At 66.5% G+C, this 16,199-nt stretch carries 16 protein-coding genes and 3 pseudogenes; 10 read left to right on the top strand and 9 right to left on the bottom strand.

Going from position 1 to position 16,199, the window contains the following annotated elements; translation table 11 throughout:
- The first annotated feature begins 57 nt into the window (after nucleotides 1-57).
- The gene (locus PAM7066_RS07620; protein WP_085853548.1) at nucleotides 58-612 is read left to right on the top strand and encodes a dihydrofolate reductase family protein; all 555 of its coding nucleotides are present in this window, start codon (nucleotides 58-60) and stop codon (nucleotides 610-612) included.
- A 63-nt stretch (nucleotides 613-675) separates the two neighbouring features.
- Here the strand turns inward: PAM7066_RS07620 and PAM7066_RS07625 are convergent, their stop codons facing one another.
- Both PAM7066_RS07625 and PAM7066_RS07630 read right to left on the bottom strand, forming a co-directional pair.
- On the bottom strand, nucleotides 676-1,413 hold the full coding sequence (locus PAM7066_RS07625; RefSeq protein WP_085853549.1) for a sporulation protein: 738 nt from the start codon (nucleotides 1,411-1,413) through the stop codon (nucleotides 676-678).
- 102 nt (nucleotides 1,414-1,515) lie between these two features.
- Nucleotides 1,516-3,291, bottom strand: a complete 1,776-nt coding sequence (locus tag PAM7066_RS07630) for a mechanosensitive ion channel family protein (protein WP_085853550.1) — start codon at nucleotides 3,289-3,291, stop codon at nucleotides 1,516-1,518.
- Nucleotides 3,292-3,369: 78 nt separating this feature from the next.
- Between PAM7066_RS07630 and PAM7066_RS07635 the strand changes: the two genes are divergently transcribed.
- The 4 genes and pseudogenes from PAM7066_RS07635 to PAM7066_RS07655 form a co-directional block, all read left to right on the top strand.
- Nucleotides 3,370-4,650 (top strand): cation:proton antiporter, encoded by a 1,281-nt coding sequence (locus tag PAM7066_RS07635; RefSeq protein WP_085853551.1) that lies wholly within the window; start codon nucleotides 3,370-3,372, stop codon nucleotides 4,648-4,650.
- 392 nt (nucleotides 4,651-5,042) lie between these two features.
- A pseudogene (locus PAM7066_RS19300) lies at nucleotides 5,043-5,171 on the top strand (pyrroloquinoline quinone biosynthesis protein B); the annotation flags it as partial.
- A pseudogene (pqqC, locus tag PAM7066_RS19155) lies at nucleotides 5,163-5,881 on the top strand (pyrroloquinoline-quinone synthase PqqC). The pseudogenes PAM7066_RS19300 and pqqC, both read left to right, overlap by 9 nt.
- Before the next feature lie 274 nt (nucleotides 5,882-6,155).
- Nucleotides 6,156-6,404: pseudogene (locus tag PAM7066_RS07655) on the top strand (radical SAM protein); the annotation flags it as partial.
- 481 nt (nucleotides 6,405-6,885) lie between these two features.
- Here the strand turns inward: PAM7066_RS07655 and gfa are convergent.
- From gfa to PAM7066_RS07675, 5 genes are all read right to left on the bottom strand, one after another.
- Entirely contained in the window at nucleotides 6,886-7,506 is a 621-nt protein-coding gene (gene gfa, locus PAM7066_RS07660; protein ID WP_085853555.1) for an S-(hydroxymethyl)glutathione synthase, read from the bottom strand.
- Nucleotides 7,507-7,703: 197 nt separating this feature from the next.
- Nucleotides 7,704-8,108, bottom strand: coding sequence for a c-type cytochrome (locus PAM7066_RS07665; RefSeq protein WP_085853556.1), 405 nt, complete (start codon nucleotides 8,106-8,108; stop codon nucleotides 7,704-7,706).
- 21 nt (nucleotides 8,109-8,129) lie between these two features.
- A complete protein-coding gene (locus PAM7066_RS18905; RefSeq protein WP_175484594.1) occupies nucleotides 8,130-8,297 on the bottom strand; it encodes a hypothetical protein in 168 nt (55 codons plus the stop codon).
- Nucleotides 8,297-8,563 carry a hypothetical protein gene (locus PAM7066_RS07670; RefSeq protein ID WP_085853557.1) on the bottom strand — a complete coding sequence of 89 codons (267 nt, stop codon included), beginning with the start codon at nucleotides 8,561-8,563 and terminating at the stop codon, nucleotides 8,297-8,299. Before PAM7066_RS07670 ends, PAM7066_RS18905 begins: the two co-directional genes overlap by 1 nt.
- 101 nt (nucleotides 8,564-8,664) lie before the next feature.
- Nucleotides 8,665-9,792, bottom strand: coding sequence for an S-(hydroxymethyl)glutathione dehydrogenase/class III alcohol dehydrogenase (locus tag PAM7066_RS07675; protein WP_085853558.1), 1,128 nt, complete (start codon nucleotides 9,790-9,792; stop codon nucleotides 8,665-8,667).
- 90 nt (nucleotides 9,793-9,882) lie between these two features.
- Here PAM7066_RS07675 and PAM7066_RS07680 point away from each other — a divergent pair, with 90 nt between their 5' ends.
- Nucleotides 9,883-10,233, top strand: a complete 351-nt coding sequence (locus tag PAM7066_RS07680) for a hypothetical protein (protein ID WP_085853559.1) — start codon at nucleotides 9,883-9,885, stop codon at nucleotides 10,231-10,233.
- Nucleotides 10,234-10,237: 4 nt separating this feature from the next.
- Here the strand turns inward: PAM7066_RS07680 and PAM7066_RS07685 are convergent, their stop codons facing one another.
- Both PAM7066_RS07685 and PAM7066_RS07690 read right to left on the bottom strand, forming a co-directional pair.
- Nucleotides 10,238-11,023, bottom strand: coding sequence for a quinoprotein dehydrogenase-associated SoxYZ-like carrier (locus PAM7066_RS07685; RefSeq protein WP_085853560.1), 786 nt, complete (start codon nucleotides 11,021-11,023; stop codon nucleotides 10,238-10,240).
- 55 nt (nucleotides 11,024-11,078) lie between these two features.
- Entirely contained in the window at nucleotides 11,079-11,999 is a 921-nt protein-coding gene (locus PAM7066_RS07690; RefSeq protein ID WP_085853561.1) for a quinoprotein relay system zinc metallohydrolase 2, read from the bottom strand.
- A gap of 308 nt (nucleotides 12,000-12,307) precedes the next feature.
- Between PAM7066_RS07690 and PAM7066_RS07695 the strand changes: the two genes are divergently transcribed.
- The 4 genes from PAM7066_RS07695 to PAM7066_RS07710 all read left to right on the top strand — a co-directional run bounded on the left by PAM7066_RS07695 (nucleotide 12,308) and on the right by PAM7066_RS07710 (nucleotide 16,198).
- On the top strand, nucleotides 12,308-14,155 hold the full coding sequence (locus PAM7066_RS07695; protein ID WP_085853562.1) for a methanol/ethanol family PQQ-dependent dehydrogenase: 1,848 nt from the start codon (nucleotides 12,308-12,310) through the stop codon (nucleotides 14,153-14,155).
- Between the two features lie 141 nt (nucleotides 14,156-14,296).
- Nucleotides 14,297-14,806: a c-type cytochrome, methanol metabolism-related gene (locus PAM7066_RS07700; RefSeq protein ID WP_090928814.1), complete on the top strand. Its 510-nt coding sequence runs from the start codon at nucleotides 14,297-14,299 to the stop codon at nucleotides 14,804-14,806.
- Complete coding sequence (locus PAM7066_RS07705; protein ID WP_085853563.1) at nucleotides 14,769-15,647, top strand: substrate-binding domain-containing protein; 879 nt, start codon at nucleotides 14,769-14,771, stop codon at nucleotides 15,645-15,647. The genes PAM7066_RS07700 and PAM7066_RS07705 overlap by 38 nt, the downstream gene beginning before the upstream one ends.
- Nucleotides 15,644-16,198: a PQQ-dependent catabolism-associated CXXCW motif protein gene (locus PAM7066_RS07710; protein ID WP_085853564.1), complete on the top strand. Its 555-nt coding sequence runs from the start codon at nucleotides 15,644-15,646 to the stop codon at nucleotides 16,196-16,198. The genes PAM7066_RS07705 and PAM7066_RS07710 overlap by 4 nt, the downstream gene beginning before the upstream one ends.
- Nucleotide 16,199: the final 1 nt, after the last annotated feature.

Raw genomic sequence — 16,199 nt, forward strand, 5'->3', positions numbered from 1 at the left:
CCGCGAATGACAGCCACGCGCAACATGTAGTCGGACACCGTCTCGGAAGGATCGGACATGAGAAAGCTGATCGCCTGGAACGTCATGACGCTGGACGGCTATTTCGAAGGTTCCGCCCCTTGGCAGCTCGATATGCACGGAACGGTCTGGGGCGAGGAGCTGGAGGAGTTCTCTCTGGATCAGGGTCGAGAGATCGGCACGCTTCTGTTCGGGCGGCGCACCTATGAAGGCATGCGCGACTACTGGACGAAGGAAGAGGGTCCGATCGCCAGCATGATGAACGGCCTAGACAAGGCGGTCGCGTCCCGCTCGTCCATGACCGCCGACTGGGCGAACAGCCGCCTCCTGCAAGGCGAGGCCGCCGAAACGGCAAGGGCGCTCAAGCACGAGGACGGTCGGGACGTTTACGTGTTCGGCAGTGCCGATCTGCTGGCGACGCTGATGGCCGAGGATCTGGTGGACGAGTACCGTCTCTGCCTTGCGCCCGTAGTTTGGGGCGAAGGGACGCCGCTGTTCAAGCCCGCCGGCGGCCGCACCCATTTCACCCTGCGGGAGAGCCGCCCCCTCAGGACCGGCGGACTCATCCTGTTCTACGAGCGAAAGCGCCCATGACTCGGACCGAGGCAGGACAAGCCTGCCGCGGCTGAAGTCCGAGAGAGATATCGAGGGTCGCGCCTATCCCGTCTCGCCGATGGCCGCGCGAAGTTTCGCGGCGAAGTCGAGCCCCGCGATGTCGGTCTCCATCACCTCGAGGCGGATCGGTTCGGCGTGCTGCCCCCCCCGGATGCCGGCGCGGCTGTCGGCCATGACCAGAACCTCCACGCCCCCCTCGATGGGAAAGAAAGAGAGCTCCACGTCGTCGACCCCGAAATCGACCGCAGGAACGGGACGGAAGTCGAATTCCTGCACGACCGGATGCGACGGGTCGTCCGGGCGGTGCTCCACTTCCGTGTCGACCAGCAGGAAGCCGGCCTTCTTCATGCCCTGCAGGATCGCCGCGACGACCGGCGTCGGCAGGATCTTGACCTGGTCGGAATCCCGCGGGTCGATGCCGCCGAGAATTTCCAGGCGGGTGCGCAGCTCGGACTTCGTCGAGCCGTCGGTGACCGGGGCTCCGGCCGGCACATCTAGCCGGAGCGGGATCGTCCGTTCTTCGTTCGCACCGATCCGGCCGACCTCGATGCGGGAAGAGGCCACGACGACTTCGCCGCGCCGGCTTGCATTCTCGGTCATCTCGACCCGGCACTCCGTGACGAGCTCGAGAATGACGGCCTGGATGTCCTGCTCGGTATCGCCGCCACGGACCTGCAGCTCGGCATGAAGCGGCTGGCCCGCCACGACCTCCTGTTCGCCGATGACGGTATCGATGGTGGCGCAGCCGAAACCGAGACTGCTGAGGACCTTCTTGAACATGATGACTTCCTTGCCTGTACTTGTGCCTGGCGCGTGCGCTCGTTCGACCGCTACATAGGATGGCGCACGTTCAGGATCGACCCGGCTCCGCCGCCATCCGGCTCAGCCCTGCTCGGATGGCGGGACGGGTCCCGGCGCGGGAGGGTCGTCCTGCACGAGGATATAGCGGCGGCGCGGAAGGAAGGCGCCATCGTCGTGATCCTTCAGAAACGCCATGAGCTTCTCGCGGACGTCGTTGTGCAGGTACCACGAGGTGAAGGCAGTGGTGCCGGTGAGCCAGATCCATATGACCGCCGTTTCCGCGTTGACCTCGACCAGTTCCACGAGGGGGGCCTCGACAGAGCGCGGATCGCCCTCGACGATCTCCCGGACCTTCCGCCGGACGACGTCCACGTCGATGCGGAAATCGACCGGGATCTTCACGATCCGGCGCACCGCGTCGCCCTCTTTCGACCAGTTCTCGAAGGGGCGCGACAGGAAGTCCGCATGCGGCACGATCAGGCGCGTTTCGGTCCAGGTCCGAAGGACCGTATGGGCGAACGAGATATCCTCGACCGTTGCCCAATGCCCGTCATAGACCACCACATCCCCGATCCGGAGGGGATCGGTCAGCGCGATCTGCAAGCCGGCCACCATGTTGCCCAGCAAGGGCCGTGCCGCGATGGCGACGAGGACGCCCAGGGCACCCGCCGACGCCAGCACGGATACGCCGAAACTCTCGAAGAGCCCGACCCTCACGAGGATGTAGCCGACGCTCAGAAGGGCGGCGGCGACCAGCGCCATCCGCCTTGCCACGTAGACGGTCGTCTTGATCCGCCGGTTCTCGGGGTCGTCGGCGGCAAGCGGGACGACATACCGCTCGCTGAGGCTCAGCGTCCCGGCCGACACACCCTGGATCAGAAGCCACGCGCCCGCGGCGAGTGCGATCGCTTCCGAGCCCAGAACCATTTTCGATGCGATCGGCCCCGTGAGAAGGATCAGGCTGTTGATCCCGACGCGAAGCGCGAGGGCGGCCGTCAACGTGGCAAGCGGCAGGGACAGCTTCCGCGCGGCCCTCGCCCGGGTCGGGCGCAGATGCCGGGCCGCGACGCGGATCGCGTAATAGACCGCCAGCCAGACCAGGATCGTCGCGGCCAGCAGGATCGCGGCGGCAACCCATTCCGCCAATGACGGCTGCCCCAGCGTATCCAGCCGCTGTTGAAGGGGAACCCAGCGGCTGAGCAGGCCCGGCCGGGTCTCGGCGAAGATCTCGGTGACCCGCTCGACGGCATAGGGCGAGAACAGCCAGACCGCCTCGTCATCCTCGGTCCGGAAACGCTGGAGGCTGATCGGAACCGGTCGTCCGCCGACCTCGACCTCGCCCAGTTCCACCGACCGGCGGGTGTAGGGGGCGGTCGACTGCTGCAAACCGGGAAGCACGCGTGCGTCGGGCTGGTCCGGAATCTCGGACCAGTCGATCAGGTCGTATCGACGCAGCACGAAGGCCAGCATCAGGGCAAGCTCGGGCGCACGCTCCGCCTGCTGTTCTGCCGGGACGGCGCTCAGGTTGAGCGCATAGGCTGCACGTCCGAACTCGTCCTGGCGTATGGCATCGAGGAAGGATTCCAGCGCAGCCCGCGGTGTGTCGAGGCGAAGGGGCGCGTCGATCGGCGGCAGACCTTCGTTGATCTGTTCGACCTCGAAGGCGAAGGTTTCCGCGCCTTCCCCCTCGTCCTGCGCGTTCGCGCCCGACCACAGGACCGTCGCGCCAAGCGCGATGGCCAGGATGGATCGGGTCCGGCCGACGCCTGCGCGGACCTGCCACGAGCAGGTCGCGATACCGAACAGGATGGCGACGACCAGAAGGCTGCCACCAGCGAAGAACAACACGTCGATCATGCGTTCCGTGATCCCTCACGCCGTTCCAAACGTCCATCACCGATTGCAGCCGACCTTTGGCGAGATAGATGCAGGGCCATGGAAGACGCCCGCTTCGGCTTTGATGCCTATCACATCCTGCTCGTGGCCCTGGGCGGAAGCCTGCTCGTCTCGTATTGGCTGCCGCACCTCTTCTTCCGGCGGGCACCCGCGGCGACTGCTCTGCTCATGGTCTGCGGGATGACCGGCTCGCTGCTGTTCCCCGACGTCGTCGCCGGGATCGACCCGACCGAGCACCCGGAGATCTGGGAACTCGCCGCCGAGATCGTCGTGATCGTGGTGCTCTTCGCGACCGGCTTGCGGATCGACGACCTGGGCGGCTTGCGGCTCTGGCGGCCGACGGTCAGGCTGCTGGCCATCACCATGCCGCTGACCATCGCGGCCGTCGCGCTTCTGGGGTGGAGCGTCGCGGGAATGACGGTCGGTGGGGCGATCCTGCTGGGGGCGGTGCTTGCACCGACCGACCCGGTGCTTGCCGGGGACCTCCAGATCGGCCCGCCGCTCGAGGGCAAGGAGCATCCGGTGCGCTTCGCGCTGACGACCGAGGCCGGGTTGAACGACGGCCTGGCCTTCCCCTTCGTCTACCTGGCGCTCCATGTTGCCTCGGCGGGGACCGACCCCTCCGTGTGGCTGGTCGAGTGGATCACCTGGGACGTCCTCTACCGTATCACGGTCGGCACCGTGCTCGGCGCCGCGATCGGGTGGGTGCTGGGGCGCATCCTGATCGCGGTTCCCGCCTGGAACCAGGTCGCTGCCGCCGGGCCCGGGATCCTCGTCCTGGCGGGCGTGTTCCTCGCCTACGGGATTGTGGAGCTTGCAGAGGGCTATGGCTTCATCGCGGCCTTCGTCGCCGGTCTGGTATGCCGGCGGGCTGAGGCGAAACACAAGTTCCACCAGCGGCTCCACAGTTTCGCGAGCTCGGTCGAAAACGCCATCACAGCAATCCTGCTGGTGCTTCTCGGCAGCGTGATGCCCTCGCTCTGGACGCATCTCGACTGGGGCCACACGATCATCGGCTTCGGCCTCATCCTGGTGATCAGGCCACTGGCGGGGATGATCGGACTGGTCGGGACCGAACTCGGTCTGCGGGCGCGGTCCGTGGTCGCCTTGTACGGCGTGCGCGGCATCGGATCCCTCTACTACCTGGGCTACGCCTCTACCCATGTCGAGTTCATCGACGAGGGGCCGCTCTGGGCACTGGTCGCGTTCACCATCTTCGCGTCCACGGTCATACACGGCTTGACCGCGACCGCGACCGTCGAGGTCCTTGATCGTGAATATGCCGAGGCCGGCCCCACCGAAGGCGAAAGCCGATCCTGAGGCCCAGCGGCGACGGCGCCGTAGCATCAGGGCCGTCTGCCATGACGGCGGATGGAAAGCCGTTCGATCTGATGGCGGAAGCTCGCTCTCAGCACTTCCGGCCCGTTGCAGGCCACTCCTCACTCCTATCGTCGGCTGCACTTGCGAGGTCGGCAGCGCGGCCGGACCGCCCTTGATTTTCCTCTGAAACAATTTGATGCCAGGCAACACCCGAGGCTTCAATCGCCGAGTACACCGAGCGATCTCGATGCATCTCCGGGAAAGGTCCCTCTCTACATGTGGGCGAGACGGTCGACACCGGATTGCTGGGCGAACAGACGGTCGGGGTGGAACTGACAGCCGGGTCCACCCGGGCCTAATACATCCCCGGCTGCGCCCGGCTGACGGACGCGCTGCGGGGTCGGCTCGAGGGCGCGGCGGCGGTGTTCTTCGACGGCACGCTGTGGCGCGACGACGCGATGATCCGCGAAGGCCTCGGGCAGACGACCGGCGCGCGGATGGGGCATATGTCGATGTGCGGGCGAGAGGGGTCCATCGCCGCCCACCAGTTCGTCCTGGGACGCAAGGTCTACATCCACATGAACAACACCAACCCCGTCCTGCGCGGCTGTATGCCGGACCAGGTGGGCGCGTGGGTGATCAACCGGCACTACTACCAGCACTCGATCCCCATGACGGACGCCGCCTACATGTCTCGGGTCGGGGACCCGGCGCTTCGCCGCACGTGACGAAGCCGCATCGAGGACCACAACGTCACCGATATGAACGAGGGGAGCATCCGACACTGGCCGAGGCTGGCCGAGGCGGTGGGGCTCGATCCAGACTTCGTCGCCTCGACCCGAGGCGTGCTTTCCGCCAAACGCTTCACCGTCCACGCCAATGTGCGCTTCGTACGGCAAAAGACACTGCTCGAAGCCGTCGCGGCAAGTCTCACCGAGCTGTTCGCGCCGAAGATCCACGAGGAGCGGATCGCGGGATTTACGAAGAACTACCCATTCGCGGACGAGCTTCGCTGTCCTATTTCGTGAACCGGCTGAAGGAAGCCCCGAAGGACGCCGCCTTCGGCCTCGGCTGGGTTCTCGACCACGCCGACACGGTCGAGAAGCAGGATGCGCTGGTCTTCAAGACAGACGTGCTCTGGTCGCAACTCGGCGGGCTTCACGCAGCCCGGCCACATCCCCCCGGCGCCTGGCAGCCTGGCACCCGCCTCGCCGACGCGAAGGCCGCCTGATGGAGCGCGATGCCCTCCTCAACGTGCCCCCGGGCGTGCGCATCCACCGCGACGACGAGCGAGATCGAAGGGTGCTGCCGGCGCCCGAGCGTGCTGGGTGACCCTCGACCCGGTGGCCCACGCCGTCCTGTCCGCAATCGGCGACGACCGCAGGTTCGGACAGATCGTCGACGATCTTGCCGCGCGGCCTTCCGCCCCACTCCGAAGAGATCGCAGCAAATCGGGCGGGCTTCCTGAAGGCCCTGCAAGACCGGCGCTTCCTGGAGTTGGGATGATGACCCACGCCACCGACAAGGTGTCCCCGACGATCGCGATGCCCGCGAAGATGACCCACCGTTGCCCGCTGGCGTGTCCGTACTGCTCCACCCCGATCGACCTGGCACTTCAGGCGAGCGAGCTGCCCACGGACGAGTGGGAGAGGGTGTTCGCGCAGGCGGCGAAGCTGGGTGCCCTGCAACTGCACCATTCGGGCGGCGAGCCGGCCTTGCGCAGGGACCTTGTCCAGCTGACGGCCGCCGCGCGCGGAGGGGTCGAACTATCCCAAAGCGCTGCATGGGTGGCTGGGGCTCGACCGGCTGGTGATCGCCCCCGACGGACAAATCATGCCCTCCCACGCGGCCGCATCGCGCCCGGCTGACGGACGCGACCGACGCATTCGCGACGGCCGAGGCCTCGTTGATCCACCCGGGCGCGCCGGGCAAGCCGGTTCCGAAGAGGTGTGAGGATCCGAGCTTCGCGACACCGCCCTCCGACCGCATCCGCGTGAGGAAGCCACTCTGGGCTGTCCCCGACGGAGGGCGTCGAGATCATCACGGGCCGGGCTCGCACTAGCGAAGAACGTCTTTCAGCGGATGCGGCAATGGTTCGCGCACCACGTCGGGGGGTCAGGCATGGCTTCGTCGAGAGCGACTCGATCCTCGGCGCCGGGCGTCGACGGTGCCCGATCTCGACACCGCCGTCGCCATGCCCCGCTGGCCAGGCGCGTGGTTCGGGACCAAGCCAGGCTAGATTAGGCCCTTCTGCTTCGCCACATGCGTCGAAATCACGTCCATCAGCGCCGGCGAGAGCGCGTCGTATGGCGGCAGGCCGAGTTCGTCCAGCCTCGCGCGGATCGCCGGCATCTGGTCGGGCGGCGTGCCGGACTCGATGATCGATGACACGAACGCGGCGAATTCGGGGGGCGACCAGCCATCCTGATTGCTTAGCTCGGTATGGACGAAATCGAGACCGTGGAACGGATGGCCTTCGTTCTCGATGCGCCCGAACATATGCGTGCCGCAGGCCTTGCAGGCGTGGCGCTGGATCGTCGCGCTGGGATCGACGACCTCCAGCTTTTCGCCGTGCTCGACAATGGCGACATGGTCGCGCCCGACCACCGCGATCTGCGCAAAGACCGCACCCGCGGGTTTCCAGCACTTGGTGCAGCCGCAGACGTGATTGTGTGCCGTCTGCGCCGACACGCGTACCTTCACCGGGTCGGTCTTGCACTTGCAGGTCAGCGTGCCGCCGCTGAACCCTTTTTTGCCGCCAGGTACCCCGTCATCCACAGCCGGATGGATCTTTACGCCGGATGTCGGCGGGGTGCTGACGGTCTTGCCGCCGAAAAGTCCAGAAAGAATGCTCATGCCCGTCTCCTCCGCAGGGCCCACGTAAGCCGAGCATGCTGCCGAACCGCGCACAGCACAAGACATTCGTGCAGGAGCGAATCATCAACCAAGAGGGGCAGGAACGCGCCCCCGAAGTTGAGGCGCCATAAATGCAAAAGGAGTGCCCGGGACCCGGACACTCCTCCATCAAGGGCGGACGGTCCGCCGCGCGCCGATCATTCGACGGTCAAGCCCTCGTCGTCATACTGGGCCAGGTAGGCCAGAAGATCGACCACTTCTTCATCCTTGCGCAGGCCGGGGAACGCCATCTTCGTCCCGGGGACAACGTCGCGCGGCGCCTGCAGGTAGGCGTGAAGCGTCTCGGTGTCCCAGACGTTGGTCTCGCCGAATTCCTGCATCGCCGTCGAGTACGAGAAGCCCTCGACGGAGGCGGGCACGCGACCGAAAAGCTGGTTCAGCTCGGGTCCGACACGGCTTTGGGCATCCTCTCCGACGGCGTGACAGGCGGCGCAGCGGCGAAACACACGCTCGCCGGCCTCGGGGTCTCCGCCGGTGAAGTCCTGCGCCTGCGCGGAGAATGCCGTCACTGCTACTGCGAAAACGGGTAGTACTTTCATCATTGGTCTCTCTCCCTGGTATCCTCAGCCCGACCGTTCGTCATGCCACGCGACATGCTCGGCCATGCACGTCGAAACGAGATAGTACGAATGCTCGTGCCCGCTATGTCGCCTGAGCGTCAGTTCGGCGTCCGACTGGTGACCGCAGACCCGCCGGCCACCACGGGCCGCCCAACCCCGTACGACCCGCATCATTCCCCTCCCGAGGTTCCGGTCAGCCGCGCGCGATAGCTTTCGGCCACGCGCGGGTGCAGGGGCCAGTCGATGCAACCGCCGTCATAGGGCTCGACGACCTGAAGGAAGAACACCTTCGCCTCGCCGATCGCGACCGTGACCGTGTCGCCGATGTGATCTCCCGTGAACTCGCGCAGCGCCTCCTGCTGCGTGTCGCTGAAACAGAGCGTCAGGCCGCCTTCCTCGCCGGCTTCGAGCGACGTGAGCCCTGCCGGCGGGACCACGTGACGATCCTCGCCGGCCGAGAAGGAAAGCGATTGCGGGTCGGCGCTCGCCGCAGTCGCAACAGCTGTCGCAACCACCAACGACCATGATGCGACCCGCATCAGTAGAGGACCACCGAACGGATGCTCTCGCCCTTGTGCATCAGGTCGAAGCCCTTGTTGATGTCCTCGAGCGGCATGGTGTGCGTGATCAGGCTGTCGATGTCGATCTTGCCGTCCATGTACCAGTCGACGATCTTCGGCACGTCGGTACGGCCCCTGGCGCCACCGAAGGCGGTGCCCTTCCAGACCCGGCCGGTGACCAGCTGGAACGGGCGCGTCGCGATCTCGGCCCCCGCCGGCGCCACGCCGATGACGATGGACTGGCCCCAGCCGCGATGCGCGCATTCGAGCGCCTGGCGCATCACGGTGACGTTGCCGGTGCAATCGAACGTGTAGTCCGCCCCGCCGATCTGGTCGCCGCGCCGCTTCGTCAGGTTCACGAGGTAGGGCACGATGTCCTCGCCGATCTCCTTCGGGTTGACGAAATGGGTCATCCCGAACTGCTCGGCCATCGACTTCTTGCTGTCGTTGATGTCCACGCCGATGATCATGTCGGCGCCCACCATGCGCAGGCCCTGGATCACGTTCAGGCCGATCCCGCCGAGTCCGAAGACCACCGCGGTCGAGCCGGGCTCGACATTGGCGGTGTTGACCACGGCGCCGATGCCCGTCGTCACGCCGCAGCCGATGTAGCAGATCTTGTCGAAGGGCGCGTCCTCGCGCACCTTGGCGACCGCGATCTCGGGCAGGACGGTGAAGTTCGAAAACGTCGAGCAACCCATGTAGTGGTGGATCGGCTGACCATCGAGGCTGAAGCGCGAGGTGCCGTCGGGCATCAGGCCCTGTCCCTGGGTCGAGCGGATAGCAGTGCACAGGTTCGTCTTCTGCGACAGGCAGGACGGGCACTCGCGGCACTCGGGCGTGTAAAGCGGGATGACGTGGTCGCCCTTCTTCACGCTGGTGACGCCGGGGCCGATATCGACGACGACGCCCGCGCCCTCGTGGCCGAGGATGGCCGGGAAGATCCCCTCGGGGTCCTCGCCCGACCGGGTGAATTCGTCGGTGTGGCAGATGCCGGTCGCCTTGATCTCGACGAGGACCTCGCCCTCCCTCGGGCCCTCCAGGCTGACTGTGGCGATCTCCAACGGCTCTCCCGCCTTGAATGCGACCGCGGCGCGTGTATCCATCTTCGGGTCCTCCCCCCTGTGTGCCGCGAATCTTTACAAGCGGCGGGCGACGTTGCAAGCAGCAGGTTCAAGAGGACGTGGGAGGGTAGGATGAGACTGACGCTTCTGACGCTTCTTCTGGGCGCGAGTGCCACGGCCGGCGCCGCGCAGGTGCGCGACGGCACCGGCAACGTCTACCCCACCGTCGCGGTCGCGGACTACGTGCTCGGCTGCATGGCCGCGAACGGCAACACGCCCGAGGCGCTGCGGAACTGCTCGTGCTCGATCGACGTGATCTCGACGATCCTGCCCTACGAGGCCTACGAGGAGGCCGAAGCCTTCATGAGCCTCGGCCGGGTGACGGGCGAGCGCGGGGTCCTCTTCCGCGAGAGCGAGCAGTCGAAGGAGGCCACCGACGCCCTTCGCCGCGCCCAGATCGAAGCCGAGCTTCGCTGTTTCTGAGCCCTCAGGTGCCCGAGCGTCCGACCTCGATCGGCCAGTTCTCGCTGAAGACGTTGCCCTCGGTATCCTGCGCCTCGACCGCGATCGGCTCGCCGTTCGGCTCGAACTCGAACCGGACGCTCGGATCCTCGGATAGCGAGATGCCGCCCTCCATCTTCAGGATCGGCGCGTCGCCCTGGGCGATCGTCAGGCTGTGGATGAAGTGCGCCGGGATGTAGTGGCGGGTCAGCTGATCCATCTGCAGGCCCGAGTTGTTCGGGTGCCGGATCATCAACTGCGCCTCGGGATTTGCGCCGTCGAACTGCCGTAGCTTCATCAGGCCAAGATTCGCCATCGCCGCCTCGGGGTCCTTGCCCATCGGCGCCGAACAGCCGCCCGAAGCCTTGACGAAAGTCTCGGTCATGTGCAGCGAGCCATCCGACAGCTCGGCCACCAGGTGCACGTTCGTGTAGGACTGTACCCGCACCCGCGTGTCGATCCGCGAGACGCCGGCATCCGCGCCCAGTTCAAACACGGCGGCAATCGGCGCGGGGTTCTCGTCGATGACCAACGTCACGCGCTCGACCCGCAGGCCGGCGTCTTCGGGCGGCGCGAAGTGCATCGTCACCGGCACCGTCGCCGCATCCTCGGCCCGATACGGCGTCTCGAGCGTCACGATGTCGCTCTGCTGCATCGCGCGTCCGTCGAAGACATCGGCAACGATGTCCGACCACGCATCCGACTCTGCCTGCGCCAGCCCGGCCGTCGCAACGAGCAGACCGGCCGCTACGGCCATGTGCGTCCTCAGCATCGCTCAACCCCTCCCGATCTGCGCCTGCTGGATAGTATATAGCAGATCCGCGGCCTCATTCCCACTCCAACTCGGTGAAGGCGGCGGTCACGTTTCGCCGATGGAAGGTTTCGACGAGGGCCCAGTTCCCGGCGGGCGGGGGGACCGCCTCGACGGCCTCGGCGAGGCCCGCGCCCTTTGCGATCTGGGCCCGGACCGAGTCGGCCAGGCTGGCCAGATAGCCGAACTGGGCCGCGGCCGCCGCGGGCCAGTCGACGGTTGCCGGCCCGTGACCCGGCACCGCTCGGGCGGCTGGCAGGGATGTCAGCTCTGCCTCGAGCGCGAGCCAGCCCGTGATGCTGCCGTCGATGACCGGCAGATGCTCGGTGAACAGCAGGTCGCCTGCGAAGAGCGTTCCGGTCCGCTCGTCGAGCACGGTGAGGTCGTTGTCCGTGTGCGCCGTCGGCCATGCCCGAAGCGAAAGCGGCCGGTCCCCCAGGTCGAGCGTCGCGATGGCCGCGACCTCACGGTCCGGCAGGACCACCTCAAGCCCGTCCGTCGCCTCGTCGCCGAGCGCGTCCCGAGCGCCCGCCAGGTAGTGCTCGGCCCGGGCGGCGAGCGCGGAAGCGAGCTTGGCGTGGCCCACGACCTCTGCCCCCGAGGCGGCCACGACAGGTGCCGCGCCCAGCACGTGGTCCGGGTGCATATGCGTGTAGATGACATAACGGATCGGCTGGTCCGTGATGCTCCGGACCGCCTCGACCAGCGACGCGCCGACGGTTGCGCTGCCGCCGGGATCGATCGCGGCGACCGCCTTACGGCCGACGACGAAGCCTATGTTCGCGATCGCGCCCTCGTTTTCGGGTGACGCGAGGGCGACCGCGCCCGCGATCACGTAGACCCCCGGAGCGACCTCCTTTGGGTCCAACGCCGCAGCGGGCCAGGCGAACAGCCAGAACGCTGCCGCTGCTGCAAATGTGCGGTCCGTCGCGGGCATTTCGCTCCCCCTTCCCGAACGCTGTGGACCAACCGGCGAACACAAGAATCCAGAGCGCCACAGCCCGTCCGAAGTCGCGGACAGGCGGCCGTCGCCGGCACGAATATTTGCTGCTTGCCTCAACGTAAATCCTGTGCCTAGTCTGATTTATTCCACCGCGGCTGCCGTTAAAGCAACGCATTTGACTGCTCGGGGGGAGGCTATTTCGAGCACATCTGAACACCGCTTTTGCGGCGTTGGCGGGGAAGCGAGGTGCGACGCGGGATCCTTTCGATCCCGCGCGAGACGGCCGTGGAGGAGGAAATAGAATGAAAAGTGGATTGCTCGGCGCAGTGTCTATCGCTGCGGTGACTGCTGTCGCCTGGTCGGCGTCAGCCAATGAACAGCTTCAAACCATGGCTGAGGAACAGCCAGGCGAATGGGTCATGCCGACCGGCAACTATGCCAACTGGCGCTACTCGGAACTCGACCAGATCGACAAGGACAACGTCGACCAGCTCCAGGTTGCCTGGAGCATGTCGACCGGCGTCCTGCGGGGCCACGAGGGCAACCCCCTCGTGATCGGCGACACGATGTACTTCTCGACGCCGTTCCCGAACAACGTCTTTGCCGTCGACCTTGCGAATGACGGCATCATCAAGTGGAAATACGAGCCGCAGCAGGACCCGCAGGTCATCGGCGTGATGTGCTGCGACACGGTAAACCGGGGCGTGGCCTACGCGCCCGAAACGGATGCCTATCCGGCGACGATCATCCTGAACCAGGCCGACACGACGGTCGTCGCGTTGTCCGCCGACACCGGCCAGGTGCTGTGGGAAGTCCAGAACGGCGATCCCGGCAAGGGCGAGACGGCGACGATGGCGCCGCAGGTCGTGAAGGACAAGGTTCTCGTCGGCAACTCGGGCGGTGAATACGGCGTTCTGGGCCACATGACGGCCTATGACATCGCCACCGGCGAAGTCGCATGGCGGGCCTTCTCGGCCGGTCCGGACGACATGACGCTGCTCGACCCCGAGAACACCACCCATCTGGGCGAGCCTGTGGGCGTGGACTCGGGCACGGCGACCTGGGAAGGCGACCAGTGGCAGATCGGCGGCGGCACCACCTGGGGCTGGATCTCGTACGATCCCGAGCTGGATCTGGTCTATTACGGCACCGGCAACCCCTCGACCTGGAACCCTGCGCAGCGTCCGGGCGACAACCGCTGGTCGATGACCATCATGGCCCGCGACCCCGACGACGGGATGGCCAAGTGGCTCTACCAGATGACCCCGCATGACGAGTGGGACTACGACGGCGTGAACGAGATGATCCTCGCGGATCTCGACTTCGAGGGCGAGGAGCGGAAGGTGGTGGTTCACCCCGACCGGAACGGCTTCGCCTACACGCTCGACCGCGAAACGGGCGAGCTTCTGGTGGCCGAGAAGTACGACCCGTTCGTGAACTGGGCCACCCATGTCGAGATGGACCCCGAAAGCGACCAGTACGGGCGTCCGCAGGTCGTCGCCGAATACTCGACCGAGCAAGGCGGCGAAGACACCAACACGGCCGGCATCTGCCCGGCCGCGCTCGGCACCAAGGACCAGCAGCCTTCGGCCTACTCGCCCGAGACCAAGCTGTTCTACATCCCGACCAACCACGTCTGCATGGACTACGAGCCGTTCCGCGTGAGCTACACGGCCGGCCAACCCTATGTCGGCGCCACCCTGTCGATGTACCCGACGCCGGAAAGCCACGGCGGAATGGGCAACTTCATCGCGTGGGACGCCGTCAACGGCGAAATCGTCTGGTCGATCCCCGAGCAGTTCTCGGTCTGGTCGGGCGCGCTGGCGACAGCGGGCGACGTGGTGTTCTACGGCACGCTCGAAGGATACCTGAAGGCGGTCGACATGGAGACGGGCGAGGAGCTCTATCGCTTCAAGACCGGCTCGGGCGTGATCGGCAACGTCATGACCTACGAGCATGAGGGCGAGCAATATATCGCCGTGCTGTCGGGTGTCGGCGGATGGGCCGGCATCGGCCTTGCGGCCGGTCTGACCGACCCCGCTGCGGGCCTCGGCGCGGTCGGCGGCTACGCGTCCCTGTCCGACTACACCAACCTCGGCGGCCAGTTGACGGTCTTCAAGCTGCCCGAGGAAGTCGCCTCGTCGGAATAGAACGTGCACATGCCTCGGGAACGGGGCGGCGCGGAGGCAGCCTATGCCTCCGCGTTCATTTTCCCGGACCGCCCGGCACCGAGGAGACTCGGCGCCCGCGCGCGACCGGATTTACCAGTCTCTGCTGAATAGGAACATCCGATGATGCTGAAGCACGCAATCCGTGGTGTCGTCCTGGCGGCCTGCACCGCAGGCTTCGCCTCGGCCCAGGCCGCCGATCCAACCGCCGTCGAGAACGATGCCGGCAAGTACTTCGACGCCGAAGGCTATCCCACGTTCAACATCGCCGAGGACGGGACGGTCGATTTCCACACCTACTCGGGCTTTCGCCGCTTCAACTCGGAATGCCATGTCTGCCACGGACCGGACGGCGTCGGCTCCACATTCGCGCCGGCCCTCGTCGAGAGCGTGCAGGACATGAGCTACGAGGATTTCGTCGCCGTGGTCGCCGGCGGCCGCGAGAACGTCGGGTCAGGCAATCAGAACGTGATGCCCGCGTTCGGCACCAATCCCAACATCATGTGCTACCTGGATGACATATACATCTACCTGCGCGCACGTGGCGAGGGCGACCTGCCCCGTGGCCGTCCCGCCAAGAAGGAAGCGAAAAGCGATGTGTTTGCCGAGATGGAAGATTCCTGCATGGGTTGAGCAGGCGCGGCACGCCCTGCTGGCAATCGCCATCGCGGTCGCCGCACCTCACGCCGCCGTCGGTCAGGAGACCGGCGTCGGCGATGCATTCGAACTTGTCGACCCGGACACGCTGCGGGTCTGCGCCGACCCGCGCAACCTGCCCTTCTCGGACGAGGCCGGCGAGGGGTTCGAGAACGCGCTGGCCGAACTCGTGGCCGAAAAGCTCGGGCGGCCCAGCGTCGACTACACGTTCTTTCCCCAAGGCGTCGGCTTCGTTCGCAACACGCTGCAGGCCTTCCGGTGCGACATCATCATGGGCTACGCGCAGGGCGACGAACTGGTCCAGAACACCAACCCCTACTACCAGTCAGCCTATGCGCTGATCGTGCCGCCCGAGTCCGAGCTGGCCGACGTCACGCGGCTGGACGATCCACGGCTTCAGGGCAAGCGGATCGGGGTCGTCGCGGGAACTCCACCGGCTACCAGCCTCGCCAAGTACGGGCTGATGGGGACGGCGCGCCCGTACCACCTGATGGTCGACACGCGCGCCTCGTCCCCCGTGCACGACATGATCACCGATCTGGCCGCGGACGAGATCGACGCTGCCCTCGCATGGGGGCCCATGGCAGGCTACTACGCCCAGCAGCAGACGCCGCCGCTCAAGGTGATCCCCCTGACCTCCGAGGTGGACGGACCGCGGATGACATACCGGATCACGATGGGCGTCCGTCCGTCGGACCAGGAATGGAAGCGCGAGCTGAACGACCTGATCCGCGAGAACCAGGCGGAAATCGACGCGCTTCTTCTCGACTACGGCGTGCCGCTGCTTGACGAGCAGGGCCAGCCGATTACCCGATGATCCTGCGGCCGCTCGGTGCTGCCGCAGGCGTCGTCCTGCTGATCTGCGGAGGCGGGGCGGCGCAGACGGTGCCGGAGCCGCCCGACTTTCGCATGTCCGACTACCGCGCGGCGGTGCCCGAGACGCTGGCGGGCGCAACGGTGATCGACGCCGCGGAGGCCGAGCGGCTCTGGCGTGAGGGCGCGGCGGTCTTCGTCGACGTCCTCCCCCGCCCCGAGCGTCCGGCGGAGTTGCCGCCAGACACCTACTGGCGCGCAGCCGAACGGCTCGCCATTCCCGGCAGCACCTGGCTTCCGAATACCGGCTACGGAGTGCTTGCGCCCGAAGTGCAAGCCTATTTCGAGGCAGGCCTGGCATCCATCGGCGAGGCAACGACGCCCGCCGTGTTCTATTGCCTGAAGGATTGCTGGATGTCGTGGAACGCAGCAAAGCGCGCGATCGAGCTGGGGCTGGAGGACGTCCACTGGTTCCCCGACGGAACCAATGGCTGGGTCGAGCGGGACCTCCCGCTCGAACCGCTGAAGCCCTGGGTGCCCGAGACCAGCGACTAGG

The sequence above is a fragment of the Palleronia marisminoris genome, from assembly GCF_900172315.1.
GTDB lineage: Bacteria > Pseudomonadota > Alphaproteobacteria > Rhodobacterales > Rhodobacteraceae > Palleronia > Palleronia marisminoris.

Excerpts from the sequence above, each read along its gene's own strand:
- PAM7066_RS07665 (WP_085853556.1), bottom strand. The coding sequence starts at position 8,108 with ATGATGAAAGTACTACCCGTTTTCGCAGTAGCAGTGACGGCATTCTCC.
- PAM7066_RS07705 (WP_085853563.1), top strand. The coding sequence starts at position 14,769 with ATGTGTTTGCCGAGATGGAAGATTCCTGCATGGGTTGAGCAGGCGCGG.
- PAM7066_RS07700 (WP_090928814.1), top strand. The coding sequence starts at position 14,297 with ATGATGCTGAAGCACGCAATCCGTGGTGTCGTCCTGGCGGCCTGCACC.
- PAM7066_RS07690 (WP_085853561.1), bottom strand. The coding sequence starts at position 11,999 with ATGCCCGCGACGGACCGCACATTTGCAGCAGCGGCAGCGTTCTGGCTG.
- PAM7066_RS07685 (WP_085853560.1), bottom strand. The coding sequence starts at position 11,023 with ATGCTGAGGACGCACATGGCCGTAGCGGCCGGTCTGCTCGTTGCGACG.
- PAM7066_RS07630 (WP_085853550.1), bottom strand. The coding sequence starts at position 3,291 with ATGATCGACGTGTTGTTCTTCGCTGGTGGCAGCCTTCTGGTCGTCGCC.
- PAM7066_RS07675 (WP_085853558.1), bottom strand. The coding sequence starts at position 9,792 with ATGGATACACGCGCCGCGGTCGCATTCAAGGCGGGAGAGCCGTTGGAG.
- PAM7066_RS07620 (WP_085853548.1), top strand. The coding sequence starts at position 58 with ATGAGAAAGCTGATCGCCTGGAACGTCATGACGCTGGACGGCTATTTC.
- PAM7066_RS18905 (WP_175484594.1), bottom strand. The coding sequence starts at position 8,297 with ATGCGGGTCGTACGGGGTTGGGCGGCCCGTGGTGGCCGGCGGGTCTGC.
- gfa (WP_085853555.1), bottom strand. The coding sequence starts at position 7,506 with ATGAGCATTCTTTCTGGACTTTTCGGCGGCAAGACCGTCAGCACCCCG.
- PAM7066_RS07680 (WP_085853559.1), top strand. The coding sequence starts at position 9,883 with ATGAGACTGACGCTTCTGACGCTTCTTCTGGGCGCGAGTGCCACGGCC.
- PAM7066_RS07710 (WP_085853564.1), top strand. The coding sequence starts at position 15,644 with ATGATCCTGCGGCCGCTCGGTGCTGCCGCAGGCGTCGTCCTGCTGATC.
- PAM7066_RS07635 (WP_085853551.1), top strand. The coding sequence starts at position 3,370 with ATGGAAGACGCCCGCTTCGGCTTTGATGCCTATCACATCCTGCTCGTG.
- PAM7066_RS07695 (WP_085853562.1), top strand. The coding sequence starts at position 12,308 with ATGAAAAGTGGATTGCTCGGCGCAGTGTCTATCGCTGCGGTGACTGCT.
- PAM7066_RS07625 (WP_085853549.1), bottom strand. The coding sequence starts at position 1,413 with ATGTTCAAGAAGGTCCTCAGCAGTCTCGGTTTCGGCTGCGCCACCATC.